General features: G+C 56.8%; 17 protein-coding genes. 9 read left to right on the top strand and 8 right to left on the bottom strand.

Going from position 1 to position 13,018, the window contains the following annotated elements:
- The first annotated feature begins 246 nt into the window (after nt 1-246).
- Complete coding sequence (locus tag V7730_RS02965) at nt 247-1,371, top strand: beta-ketoacyl-ACP synthase III (RefSeq protein WP_335746100.1); 1,125 nt, start codon at nt 247-249, stop codon at nt 1,369-1,371.
- Here the strand turns inward: V7730_RS02965 and arsH are convergent.
- Together arsH and V7730_RS02955 are read right to left on the bottom strand one after the other, a co-directional pair.
- The gene (arsH, locus tag V7730_RS02960) at nt 1,368-2,084 is read right to left on the bottom strand and encodes an arsenical resistance protein ArsH (protein WP_335746099.1); all 717 of its coding nucleotides are present in this window, start codon (nt 2,082-2,084) and stop codon (nt 1,368-1,370) included. The genes V7730_RS02965 and arsH overlap by 4 nt on opposite strands.
- Complete coding sequence (locus V7730_RS02955) at nt 2,077-2,535, bottom strand: hypothetical protein (protein ID WP_335746098.1); 459 nt, start codon at nt 2,533-2,535, stop codon at nt 2,077-2,079. The genes arsH and V7730_RS02955 overlap by 8 nt, the downstream gene beginning before the upstream one ends.
- Before the next feature lie 139 nt (nt 2,536-2,674).
- On the opposite strand from V7730_RS02955, the gene V7730_RS02950 reads away from it, so the two are divergent.
- Entirely contained in the window at nt 2,675-3,256 is a 582-nt protein-coding gene (locus V7730_RS02950; protein ID WP_335746097.1) for a thymidine kinase, read from the top strand.
- Here V7730_RS02950 and V7730_RS02945 read toward each other — a convergent pair.
- The 5 genes from V7730_RS02945 to V7730_RS02925 form a co-directional block, all read right to left on the bottom strand.
- The gene (locus V7730_RS02945) at nt 3,253-4,203 is read right to left on the bottom strand and encodes a 2-hydroxyacid dehydrogenase (protein ID WP_335746096.1); all 951 of its coding nucleotides are present in this window, start codon (nt 4,201-4,203) and stop codon (nt 3,253-3,255) included. The genes V7730_RS02950 and V7730_RS02945 overlap by 4 nt on opposite strands.
- Nucleotides 4,200-4,538 (bottom strand): tRNA-binding protein, encoded by a 339-nt coding sequence (locus V7730_RS02940; RefSeq protein WP_335746095.1) that lies wholly within the window; start codon nt 4,536-4,538, stop codon nt 4,200-4,202. The genes V7730_RS02945 and V7730_RS02940 overlap by 4 nt, the downstream gene beginning before the upstream one ends.
- Nucleotides 4,531-5,346 (bottom strand): pyrroline-5-carboxylate reductase, encoded by an 816-nt coding sequence (gene proC / locus V7730_RS02935; RefSeq protein WP_335746094.1) that lies wholly within the window; start codon nt 5,344-5,346, stop codon nt 4,531-4,533. The genes V7730_RS02940 and proC overlap by 8 nt, the downstream gene beginning before the upstream one ends.
- A gap of 30 nt (nt 5,347-5,376) precedes the next feature.
- The gene (locus tag V7730_RS02930) at nt 5,377-5,877 is read right to left on the bottom strand and encodes a YbjN domain-containing protein (RefSeq protein WP_335746093.1); all 501 of its coding nucleotides are present in this window, start codon (nt 5,875-5,877) and stop codon (nt 5,377-5,379) included.
- Between the two features lie 322 nt (nt 5,878-6,199).
- Nucleotides 6,200-6,439: an accessory factor UbiK family protein gene (locus V7730_RS02925; RefSeq protein ID WP_335746092.1), complete on the bottom strand. Its 240-nt coding sequence runs from the start codon at nt 6,437-6,439 to the stop codon at nt 6,200-6,202.
- A 92-nt stretch (nt 6,440-6,531) separates the two neighbouring features.
- On the opposite strand from V7730_RS02925, the gene lgt reads away from it, so the two are divergent.
- The 5 genes from lgt to V7730_RS02900 all read left to right on the top strand — a co-directional run bounded on the left by lgt (nt 6,532) and on the right by V7730_RS02900 (nt 10,756).
- Nucleotides 6,532-7,416: a prolipoprotein diacylglyceryl transferase gene (gene lgt, locus V7730_RS02920; protein WP_335746091.1), complete on the top strand. Its 885-nt coding sequence runs from the start codon at nt 6,532-6,534 to the stop codon at nt 7,414-7,416.
- Complete coding sequence (locus V7730_RS02915; protein WP_335746090.1) at nt 7,413-8,474, top strand: class I SAM-dependent methyltransferase; 1,062 nt, start codon at nt 7,413-7,415, stop codon at nt 8,472-8,474. Before lgt ends, V7730_RS02915 begins: the two co-directional genes overlap by 4 nt.
- Nucleotides 8,471-9,223 (top strand): peptidoglycan editing factor PgeF, encoded by a 753-nt coding sequence (pgeF, locus tag V7730_RS02910; RefSeq protein WP_335746089.1) that lies wholly within the window; start codon nt 8,471-8,473, stop codon nt 9,221-9,223. Before V7730_RS02915 ends, pgeF begins: the two co-directional genes overlap by 4 nt.
- A gap of 287 nt (nt 9,224-9,510) precedes the next feature.
- A complete protein-coding gene (locus V7730_RS02905) occupies nt 9,511-9,657 on the top strand; it encodes a hypothetical protein (RefSeq protein WP_335746088.1) in 147 nt (48 codons plus the stop codon).
- A gap of 319 nt (nt 9,658-9,976) precedes the next feature.
- The gene (locus tag V7730_RS02900; RefSeq protein ID WP_335746087.1) at nt 9,977-10,756 is read left to right on the top strand and encodes a Hint domain-containing protein; all 780 of its coding nucleotides are present in this window, start codon (nt 9,977-9,979) and stop codon (nt 10,754-10,756) included.
- A gap of 21 nt (nt 10,757-10,777) precedes the next feature.
- On the opposite strand, the gene V7730_RS02895 is transcribed toward V7730_RS02900, so the two are convergent.
- The gene (locus V7730_RS02895; RefSeq protein WP_335746086.1) at nt 10,778-11,278 is read right to left on the bottom strand and encodes an Lrp/AsnC family transcriptional regulator; all 501 of its coding nucleotides are present in this window, start codon (nt 11,276-11,278) and stop codon (nt 10,778-10,780) included.
- Between the two features lie 241 nt (nt 11,279-11,519).
- Between V7730_RS02895 and trxB the strand changes: the two genes are divergently transcribed.
- Together trxB and rpiB are read left to right on the top strand one after the other, a co-directional pair.
- Nucleotides 11,520-12,464: a thioredoxin-disulfide reductase gene (gene trxB, locus V7730_RS02890; protein ID WP_335746085.1), complete on the top strand. Its 945-nt coding sequence runs from the start codon at nt 11,520-11,522 to the stop codon at nt 12,462-12,464.
- Nucleotides 12,465-12,496: 32 nt separating this feature from the next.
- Nucleotides 12,497-12,952 (top strand): ribose 5-phosphate isomerase B, encoded by a 456-nt coding sequence (gene rpiB, locus V7730_RS02885; RefSeq protein WP_335746084.1) that lies wholly within the window; start codon nt 12,497-12,499, stop codon nt 12,950-12,952.
- The last annotated feature ends 66 nt before the right edge of the window (nt 12,953-13,018 follow it).

The raw sequence follows: 13,018 nt of genomic DNA, 5'->3' as shown, positions 1-13,018 counted from the left end.
TTGCGTTAAGCGCATCCAAAGCCTTTGCCTACATGACCGCCGCATCAACTTACCTAGTTACCCAAGGCATATTCAACTTGGTTTGCGGCCTCCCTTCGGCTTTGTAATTCGCCATAGGCACTGATCTAAAAAACGGCTAGAACATCCTTCACATCAGGTGCAAAGGCGTATGCGACGACGCCGAGTGAAAGGCTTATCCACAGATACTTCTGGGGATAGCCGACTGATATTAGAGAGGAATACGAGATGTACACACCCGCAATTACCGGCTCCGGCGTTTTCACCCCTTCCGAAGCAATCACCAATGCCGAATTGGTCGAAGCCTTTAACGCCTATGTGGACATCTACAACGCCGAACACGCAGCAGAGATCGCCGCCGGCGACGTTCCCGCTAAGGAGTATTCTTCGGTCGAATTCATCGAGAAAGCCTCCGGCATAGAACAGCGCTATGTCATCGACAAAAAAGGCATCCTTGACCCGCATGTGATGCATCCACTGTTGCGTCAGCGCAGCGATGACGAACCTTCTTTGATGGCCGAAATGGCCTTGGACGCTGCGAAAAAGGCGCTTGAACAAGCCGGTAAAACAGCTGCCGATGTGGACGCGGTCATCTGCGCGGCCTCCAATCTTGAGCGGGCCTACCCCGCCGTTGCCATTGAGATTCAGCAGCTTTTGCACGTTAACGGTTTTGCTTTTGATATGAACGTCGCCTGCTCCTCCGCCACCTTCGGAATTCAGGCCGCAGCCGATATGATCCGCTCCGGCTCGATCCGCAGCGCATTGGTTGTGAACCCCGAGATTTGTTCGGCCCACCTCGAATGGCGGGACCGCGATTGCCACTTCATCTTTGGGGACGTGGCCACCGCAGTGCTCATCGAGCGGGCCGAGGATGCCGATGGTCCCTATTTTGAGATTAAATCAACGCGCTGCGCGACAGAGTTCTCAAACAACATCCGCAACAACAACGGCTTCCTGCGCCGCTCTCGTCCTGATGTCGTGGCGGACCGCCGCGACATGCAGTTCATGCAAAACGGGCGCAAAGTCTTCAAGGAAGTCCTCCCGATGGTCAGCGATCATATCGCCAATCATATGGCCGCGGAGGGTATCGAGGCTTCTGATCTGAAGCGCCTCTGGCTGCATCAGGCCAACAAATCCATGAATGACTTCATCGGCAAGAAGGTCCTCGGCCGCACTCCAGAACCAGGTGAGCAGCCTAACATTCTTCAAGACTATGCCAACACTTCTTCAGCTGGCTCAATCATCGCGTTTTCCAAGTATTCCAAAGATATTAAAGAAGGCGATATCGGACTCATCTGCTCGTTCGGCGCAGGCTATTCGGTCGGATCGGTGATAGTACAAAAGCACGGCTAGATTTCTTTGAGCGACACCCGCTCATGGACGTCTTCCGCGCTTTCCACACGTTCCGAGTACCGGTCCACCAGATAATCAGCACGGCCACGCACGAGCCATGTGAACTTAACCAGTTCTTCCATTACGTCCACCACACGGGCGTAAAACGGGCCCGCAGGCAGGCGGCCAGTCGCGTCAAACTCTAGCCATGCCTTTGGGATACTTGACTGGTTAGGGATAGTAACCATCCGCATCCAACGCCCCAAAATCCGCATCTGATTAACTGCGTTGAACGATTGCGACCCGCCTGAAACCTGCATGATTGCCAGCGTCTTACCCTGCGTGGGACGAATCCCGCCTTGCAAGGATAGCGGCAACCAGTCGATCTGAGATTTCATGATCCCCGTCATAGCTCCGTGCCGTTCTGGACTGGACCAGACCATCCCCTCTGACCAGACGGCCAAATCCCGCAGCTCTACCACCTTGGGGTGATCAGGCTCCGCATCATCCAGCTGGGGAAGCCCGCGTGGATCAAAAACCTTTGTCTCGCAACCAAGGTGTTGCAGGATTCGTGCAGATTCTTCGACGGCGCGTCGCGAATAGCTTTGCTCGCGCAGCGAACCGTAAAGCAGCAAAATGCGCGGTTTATGTCCGTCATCGTCGGGTGATTTCAGAAGAGCCACATCAATTGGTGGCAACGCATCGTGGACGAGCGCAGTTAGGTCGTCAGACACTTTCGTCTTCTAGATGTAGCTTCATGTCCACCAGCACCTGCTGCAACATTGTCGTCTCTTTCAACAGGCGCTTTGCTTCGTTCATGGTGATCTTACCATCTGCGATGGACTGCTGATATTCTGCCATCAACATCGCAAACCGCTGGGCCAACGCAATAACATCAGCGTTTACCCCGCCTTTGGAGATATCGTTCGGGCGGCGTTCATCAAAACCAAGATGGGCGCCTGAAAGTTCTGCAAGAGCTTGTGTCAGGTGCGGATAGCCTGCCGCCTCTTCAAGCGCCGCCACAGCGTCAACGGGCATGAACCGATCAGAGTGTTCGTAATGGTCCGAATAATAGCGGCCCAATGTCGCTTTCGACTTTCCGGTCACTTCACAGGCCACTTCAACACCTACAGCTTTCACCAAGGATTCTGTATGCTTTTTCAAATAGTTGCCGGCTGCGCCCATAGCGATACCCTTACTCCTGCCAATTCATAGCATAACATGAAGCCCATAATACCCTAGTCCTAGTGCAATCTCCCTTACAACATGTCAACTAGTCACAGTTTGACTTGCACTGGCGCTTTTGAAGCAGATAAATACCCAAATGGCTAAACTTTACTTCAATTACTCCACAATGAATGCCGGCAAATCGACGGTTCTATTGCAAGCGGCACATAATTACCGCGAGCGTGGCATGGTGTCTTATCTGATGACGGCACAGCTAGATAATCGCGCGGGTGAAGGACGTATAGCTTCGCGAATCGGGATTGGCCAAGGCGCCGACACCTATAGCGACAACGAAGACCTCTTCGCCAAGATCGCCGCACGACTTAATGCGGGTCCATGTGCGTGCATTTTCGTGGATGAAGCGCACTTTCTAAGCGAAGAACAGGTATGGGAGCTTGCTCGTGTGGTCGACGATCTGGGCGTGCCAATCATGTGCTATGGCTTGCGCGTAGACTTTCGCGGACAGCTATTCCCGGGATCGGCCGCGCTGCTAGCACTATCTGACGAGATGCGCGAAATCCGCACAATCTGCCACTGCGGTAAGAAGGCGACGATGGTCGTCAGACAAGACGCAGAAGGCAAAGTGATGCGCGAAGGGGCGCAGGTACAGATTGGCGGCAACGAGGCTTATGTCTCGCTGTGCCGCCGTCACTGGCGTGAGGCTATAGGCGACCGTTAAACCGCATTTGGCAGGGGATTACCGCGGAAGAAAGCTTGTATATTTTCAACTGCCATACCCCCCATATCCACACGAACCTCCTCTGTAGACGTACCCATATGCGGCAATAGGACGAGGTTATCCAACGCGCGCAGAGCTTCCGGCAAGGCAGGTTCAAACTCGTAAACATCCAATCCCGCACCGCCAATCACACCGCGCTGCAAAGCGTCAATCAGGGCTGCTTCTTCGACCACATCACCACGTGCGATGTTGATGAGCCGTGCATGGGGCTGCATCGCACCCAACACCTGAGCGTTGATCATATGGCGGGTCTCAGTACTTCCTGGAACGGCAGTGACCAGCACATCCACACAGGCGGCCAACGCGTTCAGATCGCTATGAAATGCAGCCTCAAAATCCAAGTCCTTCGGGCTACGCCCATAGTATCGTACATTCATGTCAAAACCAAAATGGCAGCGCCGCGCGATGGCTTGCCCGATCCGGCCCATCCCCACGATGCCAACAGTCTTACCCGTCAGATGAAGGCCTAGCATCTGGGTCGGGTGCCAGCCTTCCCACTTGCCCGCCCGCACAAGCCGCTCACCCTCGCCCGCGCGCCGCGCGCTCATCAGCATCAGGGTCATGGCAATATCCGCGGTGGCGTCCGTGACAGCACCGGGTGTGTTGGTCACGACGATACCGGCCGCTTTGGCAGCAGCCACGTCTATGTGGTTATATCCAACGCCGAAATTTGCCAAGATCTTACAACGCGGCTGCGCCACATCCGCGAAAACATCGGCCGAGTACTGATCCCCCAAGGTACAGAGCACGCCGTCGAACGCGCCCAGCGCCGCGCGCATCTCGTCTTTTGACAACGGAGACGTCTGATCCCGCCGCGTTACGTCCAGCCCTTCAAGCAACGGATACACTGCTTCTGGCAGAACTCTGGAAATTAGAACTTTTTTCATTGCATTCTCCCGCCGGTTGGCGTCTCTTGGTCCGGGCCTAGAAAAACCACCGCGCCGTTTTCATCTGGCACACCCAGCACCAGAACTTCTGACATAAACGGACCGATCTGGCGGGGCGGGAAGTTCACCACTGCCATCACCTGCCGCCCGACCGACACGTCCGGTGTGTAATGAACGGTGACTTGCGCCGAGGTTTTGCGCACCCCGATTTCATCACCGAAATCGATCCACATCTTGATCGAGGGGTTACGCGCTTCGGGAAAGGGTTCAGCTTTGATCACCCAACCCGCGCGGATATCCACCTTCATGAAGTCATCGAACGAGATTTCAGCCACAGGCCAGCTCCCGCGAGCGGTCAGCCGCCGCTGCAACCGCACGCCGCATCAGCGCGGGAAAGCCGTCCTTCTCATCCATCAGAACCTCAAGCGCGGCTTGGGTCGTGCCGTTGGGGCTGGTGACATTGATCCGGAGCTGAGCCGGGTCTTCGTCCGCTGCCATCGCCAACGCACCTGCGCCCGCCACCGTTGCCCGCGCAAGCTGCAGCGCCATCTCGGCTGGCAGCCCCTGCTCTACACCCGCGGCGGCCAATGTCTCGATCATGTGGAAAACATACGCCGGGCCAGAACCGCTGACACCAGTCACCGCATCAATCTGCGCCTCTTCGCTTAGGCGCACGACCTCACCCACGGCACTAAGCAGCAACTCGGCTTCGTCCAGCCCTTTTGCTCCGGCATGATCATTGCCGACAATCGCTGTGATCCCACGTGAAATTGCTGCAGGAGTATTGGGCATGGCGCGCACAACAGGCGTCTGCGCTCCCAGCGTCGCTTCAAAAAACGCGATCGGCGTGCCTGCGGCTACGCTAACAAACAGGGTGTCGCTGTTGCCCATTTCTTTGAGGGTCGGGAGAGCCTCGGCCATCATCTGCGGCTTGACCGCCACCAACACAATTGCAGGGTTTGCTGGCAAGGCTGCATTGATATGAACACCAGTGCCGCGCAGCCAGTCAGAAGGATGGGGATCCTGAACCCAGACAGATGCGGCTGGCAATCCGCGCGCCAGCCAGCCTTCCAGCATGGCAGAGCCCATTTTGCCGCAGCCCAGCAGCACCAGACCATCATTCGCGATACGTGAATTCTTCATAACATCCCCCAATTGCATCGGGGAACAGGATTACGCGCGGCCGTAAGCCTCTGCAATGGCGACTTGCAGTGCTTGCTTCGGAGACTGATCGCCCCAAACCACCAATTGAACGGCTGGGTAGTAGCGCTCGGCACTCATCACGGCGGCACCGATCATCGTGTCGACCTGTTCGGGCGAAGCCACCTGCCCGCCTGACAGCACAAGACCATAGCGGTAAACCATCATCTGCTGCTCGGCCCAGTAGGTGAAAGCACCCGCCCAGCAACGATCGTTCACATCGTTGAGCAATCCGTAGAGGGCTGGCAGCTTGTCTTCAGGCGGCTCCATCTCGAACGTACAAATCAGGCGCAGTGTTTCATCATAATCGGACCATGCAAGCGTGACCGAATAGGTCCGCCACTGCCCTTCGACAGTCATTGCGATTTGCTCGTCGGAGATACGGTCAAAATCCCATTCATGATGATTTGCCAACGTCTCAACGATGTCTATGGGGTGAATGTCGTCTTCCAGATACTGCTCGGACAGGGCCATTTTGCCACCTCTTTTTGTTTTCCCAGAGCAGTAAGGCCTATCGTCGCCCCTGTACTGTGGGTGCTTACGCTATAGAATGCGGGTTCGCCTGAGCATCCTACAATATATGGTGGCAAGCATGATAGGGTCTGGCAAGTCTTTTTCTGGGGATAACCACAATAAGCAGTGGATAACCGCAAAATATAGCGGAAATTTACCTATTCGGCCCAAGATACAGAAAAGAGAATGGATACCACGTCATCTGATATCGGCAATCAGGTGATGCGCGGCAGATAGAAAAGAAATCGCGCGGCAGCGCGTCCGGCAGATCGGGTTTACCTGATCACTTCGCCTCAAGCGCATCCAGACGCGCTTTGAGCGCTTCATTCTCTTCGCGCGCTTTTTGGGCCATTGTCCGCACGGCGTCGAACTCTTCGCGCGTGACAAAGTCACGGTCAGCCAGCCAACGGTCCATCATGCCCTTCATCGCGCTCTCCGCTTCGTCCTTCGCTCCTTGAGCAACGCCCATAGCGTTGGTCATGATCTTGCTCAGGTCATCGAAAATTTTATTGCGGGTTTGCATCGGGGTATCTCCACTGGCTGTTGTCCCTATATGGGGTGACCTGCGCCGCCATGCAAGGTTGACTTCCCCGCTCAGCCGCGCTCAATCACCGCATGCAAGCGCTCATCCCATTCCCCGACATCTCACCCGAGATCATATCCATCAATCTATTCGGCATGACATTCGCTCTGCGTTGGTACGCGATGGCGTATATCGTCGGTATCCTGTTGGGATGGCGTCTGGTGCTGCGCGCGGCAAACACGCCGCGGCTATGGCATGACAACAAATCTGTCATGACACCCGCGCAGATCGAAGACCTTCTGACATGGGTTATCCTAGGTGTGATCCTTGGCGGTAGGATTGGCTATGTGCTGTTTTACCAACCAGCCTATTACCTCAGTAATCCCGCGCAAATACTGCGCGTCTGGGAGGGCGGCATGTCCTTCCACGGCGGCGCCCTCGGGGTGATTGCCGCGGCTTTCCTCTATACGGGACGTCACCAGATTGCACGGATCAGCGCAGGCGATCTTGTCGCGCTCGGCATCGCGCCCGGTCTGCTTTTAGGACGCATCGCCAACTTCATCAACGCCGAGCTTTGGGGCCGCCCCACCGATCTGCCATGGGGCGTCGCCTTTCCCACAGAGGCCGCACAGTACTGCCCCGATGTAATCGGCATATGCGCGCGCCATCCGTCGCAGCTTTATGAAGCAGCGCTTGAGGGGCTGGTTCTTGGTGCGCTGTTGATCTGGCTCGTTTGGCGGCACAGCGCGTTCAAAACACCGGGTCTGATCATGGGAACTTTCCTCGCCGGTTACGGCGCTGCACGATTCTTGGTCGAATTTGTCCGTCAACCGGACGCTCAGTTCGCAACCCAAAGCAACCCGCTGGGATTGGCGTGGCATATGGGTGGCTACGGCCTCACCATGGGGCAAATCCTATGCCTGCCAATGATCGCTGTTGGCCTGTTCTTCATTATGCGAGCACGGCGGACAGCATGAGCCTGCGTGACCTTTTGATATCGCAGATACGTGCGCAGGGGCCGATGCGCCTTGATTATTATATGGCGGCCTGCCTTCTGCACCCAGAGCATGGCTATTACACCACGCGCACGCCGTTCGGCACCGCAGGTGACTTTATCACCGCACCAGAGATCAGCCAAATGTTCGGAGAGCTGGTGGGCCTCGCGCTTGCGCAGGCTTGGCTGGATCAGGGCGCACCGACCCCTTTCACGCTGGCCGAACTTGGGCCAGGGCGCGGGACATTAATGGCCGATATGCTGCGCGCAGCCTCTCGCGTGCGGGGCTTTACTGACGCCGCTGAGATTATCTTGCTTGAAGCCTCGACCGCCCTGCGCGACATTCAGGCAGACAGCCTAAAGGCCTATTCGCCCCGCTGGATTGACAACATTGAGGCGCTGCCAGAGCAGGCGACCTTCCTTGTCGCAAATGAGTTTTTTGATGCCTTGCCCATCCGCCAGTTTGTCCGCGATGGCAGCCGCTGGCGCGAGCGGCAGATCGGCGCGCAAGAAGATGCGCTGGTCTTCGGCCTTGGCCCCACGCAACCCCAGCCGGCCCTTGCCCAGCGCCTCGAAGACACAAAAGACGGTGACCTGATCGAGGATTGCGCCGCTGCTGCCCCCATCATTTCTACTCTGTCCGCCCGCATTACCGCTCATGGCGGTGCAGCACTGGTGTTTGACTATGGCGATTGGCGAACGCTTGGCGACACGTTGCAGGCCGTGCAAAACCACGCGCCCACTGATCCGCTTAACTCCCCGGGCCATGCCGATCTGACAGCGCATGTGGATTTTGAGGTGTTGTTGCGCGCCGTACCTCCCTGCACGCCCAGTCGCGTCACTCCGCAAGGCGTGTTTCTAGAGCGGCTCGGGATTACTGCGCGCGCCCAAACACTTGCCCAAACTCTCAGCGGTGCTGCGCTGGACTCGCATATAGCCGCGCATCGCCGCTTGACGCACCCGCAGGAAATGGGAAACTTGTTCAAAATATTCGGAATCGTGCCGCAAGGCGCTCCCATGCTGTCTGGATTGGAAATATGACCCTTGAAATCCTGACCTCGGACGCGCTGCCCGTTAAGCACGGCTTTTTTACCCGTAAGGGCGGCGCATCTTCCGGGGTGTTCGCCGGGCTCAACTGCGGCCAAGGCTCCACTGACCAGTCAGAAATCGTCGCGATCAACCGCAACCGCGTGGCAGACGCTATGGGTGTTCAGCCCGAGCATCTGGTGGGTGTTCATCAGGTCCATTCCGCCACTGCCATCACTGTTGACGCCCCGCTGACGGAAAAGCCACGCGCGGATGCATTGGTCACGTGCACGCCGGGCATTGCGCTGTCGGTGCTAACCGCGGATTGCCAGCCCGTTCTTTTTGCAGATGCTGAAGCCGGCGTGATCGGTGCCGCACATGCAGGGTGGCGCGGCGCACTAGACGGCGTCCTTCATGCTACTGTCGATGCAATGGAAGCCTTGGGCGCGCGCCGCGAGCGTATCAAAGCCGTAATCGGTCCGGCTATCAGCCAGCGCGCCTATGAGGTTGGGCCGGAATTCCTTGACAGCTTTATGGCCGAAGACCCCGAATATGCGCGCTACTTCATCAATGGAAACGGCGATAGAATGCTATTCGACCTGCCCGGGTTTGGTCTGAACCGGTTACGAGCAGCCGGTGTTGGCCATGCCGAATGGACGCGCCACTGCACTTTTTCTGATCCTGATCGATTCTATTCCTATCGGCGCACCACCCATGCCAAAGAAGCCGACTATGGCCGGCTGATTGCCGCCATCACCCTGTGATCCGGGCGGAAATGGGGCAACATGAGCCCCACCGGTGCCCGAATTGCGATCGGGAAGCTTGGAAACAATCGGCCCCATTGTTGCCCTGAAGCGCACAATCAGTACGATAATATCTGCTTTTATTCGCTTTGCGTGAATATGGCAGTGCCGCCTTATTCTGCGGCGCAATCAGTTCAAATTTTCCGATGATTTTTGTGAAATGCCCAAAACCAGCCAGATTGGCCCTTCATATTCAGTCTCAAGCTAGGGCAACGCCCCAAAACAAACTGACACCGAGGACCAGAGCCATGAAAACCAACGCACGCTTCATCAAGTCGATCACAAAAGCCGCCGCTGAAAATGATACGGTGATGCCGTGGGCCCGCGGCAGCCGTCGCGCTGCATTCAGTGCCAAGCGCCGCCTTGCACAAGAGCCCAAGCGCAAAAGCGCCTGACCCCTTTCCCCCGGTCGCGGGCCTTCACTTTTCCCCTCGTAAGGCCTGCATCCTCTTTCCCCTTCCTGCGTTGATTCGCAGGGAGGGGTTTTTGATTCAAGGCCGGAATGTGGCAACACCCCAAGCCAAAGAAGAAACAAAACCACTCAAATTATAGTGATTGATGCCTCGGACTTGCTAAATGTCATGCAACCTTTGACAATCAGCCGCAAACAAGGCGAATTAGGTCTCACGAAAGACACGAAATAGCCCAACCGTTATTTCCGTCGTTGTCGGTGGGGGCCGACGAAGGATGTGACAAACCAAACAGGTGACTCGCATGACACTGACTGCCAATCTAACTGCCGCTCATCCTGCAGCGCGTAAAATAGGGTACGGAATGATGACGTCTTCCATGCCACGATCGGCCGCTGATCCGACGGCGGCCGCACAGATGCCAAAGCGCACCTACGAAGTCGCCGCCCTGCGCGAAGACGGCTCGCTTTATATCGGTCAAAGCACAGCACCTGCGATACCGTTGTTTGAGGACGCATTCTCGGCAATGACGCACGGCAGTCTGGTGAAAACCACGATGGGCCTGATCGCCATAGAAGATTTGCAACCCGGTGACATGGTTCACACAAGCACTGGCGTAGCGGCTGAACTAACTTGGATCGGCACTTCGACCTTTAGCCCTGCAGATGCTGGCAAGCGCACCCCGCTTGTACGTATCATGCCCGACGCTTTGGGTGACTCACGCCCCGAGAGATCGCTTACCGTGGGTCCCGGTGCGCGCATCTTGCACACGCCCCCCGCCCTGCGCGGCATTGCCGATGGGCGCCAACTGCTGACGCTTGCGAACAAGCTGGTAGATGGCGTGAATGTGATCGAGATCACACCGCCCACAGCAACACGGATGTTCCACATTTGCTTGTCACGTCATGCGGTGATCAACGTGGATGGGATTGAAATGGAGACTTTCCATCCCGGCGCAAACGCGCCACGCGAAGTAAGCCATTCACTCCGCGACCGCTTTATTTCGCTGTTCCCGCGCATCAGCCATTTGTCTGACTTCGGCCCGCTGGCGCACCCACGGGTTCCCGATCTGGACCGACACTAATCCTCTCAGAGCGGACAGGTATCAGGCCTTTATGCTCAAACGTTCCTCCAAAACGTCAAACGGGACGCCGGGATCATCCTTGGCGTTCCGTATTACCAATGAGGTCTTCACGCTGGCCACATTCGATGCCGTCAAAAGCTCCCCTGTCAAAAAGCTTTGAAAGCTCGACAAATCAGGGGCCACGCATTTGAGCATGAAATCCACTTCACCATTGAGCATGTGACACTCGCGCACCAAGGGCCATGCGCGGCAGCGATCTTCGAACGCTGACAGATCAAATTCTGCCTGACTGCTCAGCCCGACCATCGCAAATACCTGCACCTCGAACCCCAGTTCGCGCGCATCTACATCGGCGTGATATCCTCGGATATACCCTTGCTCTTCCAACGCACGCACACGGCGCAAGCACGGCGGCGCAGAGATACCGACACGTTTGGCCAATTCGACATTGGTCATTCGCCCGTCAGCCTGCAACTCGGCCAAGATTTTCCGATCAATCGGATCAAGTCGCGTACCAGCCATATATCCCCCAGTGAATTTGCGATTGTTATACAGATAACACAGTCACACGCAATATTGTTTCACGCTCGCGCAAGATTAGAAATGCGTCCCGCAGAAATGGCGGCGTCCATGAGGCGCATTTACCGGCTCAATCGAATGATCAGCGCCTTGCGTGGCTTCACTGGCCCGCACAGGGGTTTAAGACTTCTGATGGCGGGTATATATCCCAGCCAACACAGATTCATGCAGAGAAGAGCACACCATGGCCGAGACACGCAAAACCAAGCTTTTGATCATTGGCTCCGGCCCCGCAGGATACACAGCCGGCGTCTATGCCAGCCGTGCGATGCTGGACCCGATCCTTGTGCAAGGGATTGAGCCCGGCGGCCAGCTGACCACCACCACGGAAGTTGAAAACTGGCCCGGCGACGCCGAGGTACAAGGCCCCAACCTGATGATCCGCATGGAAGAGCATGCGCGCAAAATGGGCACAGAAATTATCGGCGACATCATCACCGATCTGGACCTGAGTAAGCGCCCCTTCACCGCCATAGGCGACAGCGGCACCACTTATGTGGCGGACGCGGTGATCCTTGCCACAGGTGCACGCGCTAAATGGCTGGGGCTTGAATCAGAAGAGAAGTTCAAGGGTTTTGGCGTATCCGCATGCGCCACCTGTGACGGCTTTTTCTACCGCGGTCAGGAGATCGTGGTCATTGGCGGCGGCAACACAGCCGTAGAAGAGGCACTGTTCCTGACCAACTTCGCCTCCAAGGTTACTCTGATCCACCGCCGTGATGAGCTGCGCGCAGAGAAGATCCTGATCGACCGGTTGATGAAGAACTCGAAGATCGAGCCCCTGTGGTTCCACCAGCTTGAAGAGGTTTATGGCACCGACAGCCCGCTCGGCGTTGAAGGCATCAAGGTCAAGCACACCACAACAGGTGAGATCACCGACATTCCCTGCAAGGGCGTTTTTGTCGCCATCGGCCACGCGCCTGCGAACGAGCTGGTGAAAGACACGCTTGAGACTCATATGGGCGGCTACGTTGTGACCAAGCCTGACAGCACCGAAACCTCGATCCCCGGTGTGTTTGCGGCGGGCGATCTGACCGACCATAAATACCGTCAGGCCGTCACCAGCGCAGGTATGGGCTGTATGGCTGCATTGGAAGCCGAACGGTTTCTCGCAGAAGTCGAAGATTAGGCTTAACCACCTCTTACAGCGGGACGAATACTATGACAGCCAACAAACGCATCGTCGTATCAAGTGACCACGCCGACATCACCATGCGCCAGATGATCGCCTCCCACATCGCCGAGCGCGGGTGGGAAGTGGTCGATATCGGCCCTACGACCGCAGAAAGCACCGACTACCCCAAGCACGGTGAGGCCGCTGCACGCCGTGTCGCTTCGGGCGATTGTGCGCTGGGGGTTATCCTGTGCGGCACCGGCCAAGGCATCATGATGGCCGCGAACAAAGTGGATGGCATCCGCTGCGGTGTATGCTCTGACACCTTCTCGGCGCGGATGATACGACAGCACAATGACGCCAACATGCTCTCTATGGGTGCGCGCGTGATCGGAGCGGGTCTGGCGATCGATATCGTTGATGCGTTTCTGGACGCGGAATTCGAAGGCGGGCGTCATGCAACGCGGGTCGATATGATCACCGCGCTGGAAAGCGCTGACTGATCCCGCCTGTCGCGACGCAGGTGGCTGTTGCCAAACTCCCACAATAGACCCAAGGTCAGCAGGGCA

The organism is Sulfitobacter sp. (assembly GCF_036961165.1).
In the GTDB taxonomy this organism is placed as follows: Bacteria; Pseudomonadota; Alphaproteobacteria; order Rhodobacterales; family Rhodobacteraceae; genus Sulfitobacter.
The sequence above is the reverse complement of the archived record's forward strand: the minus strand, read 5'-3'. Positions and strand labels throughout refer to the sequence as shown.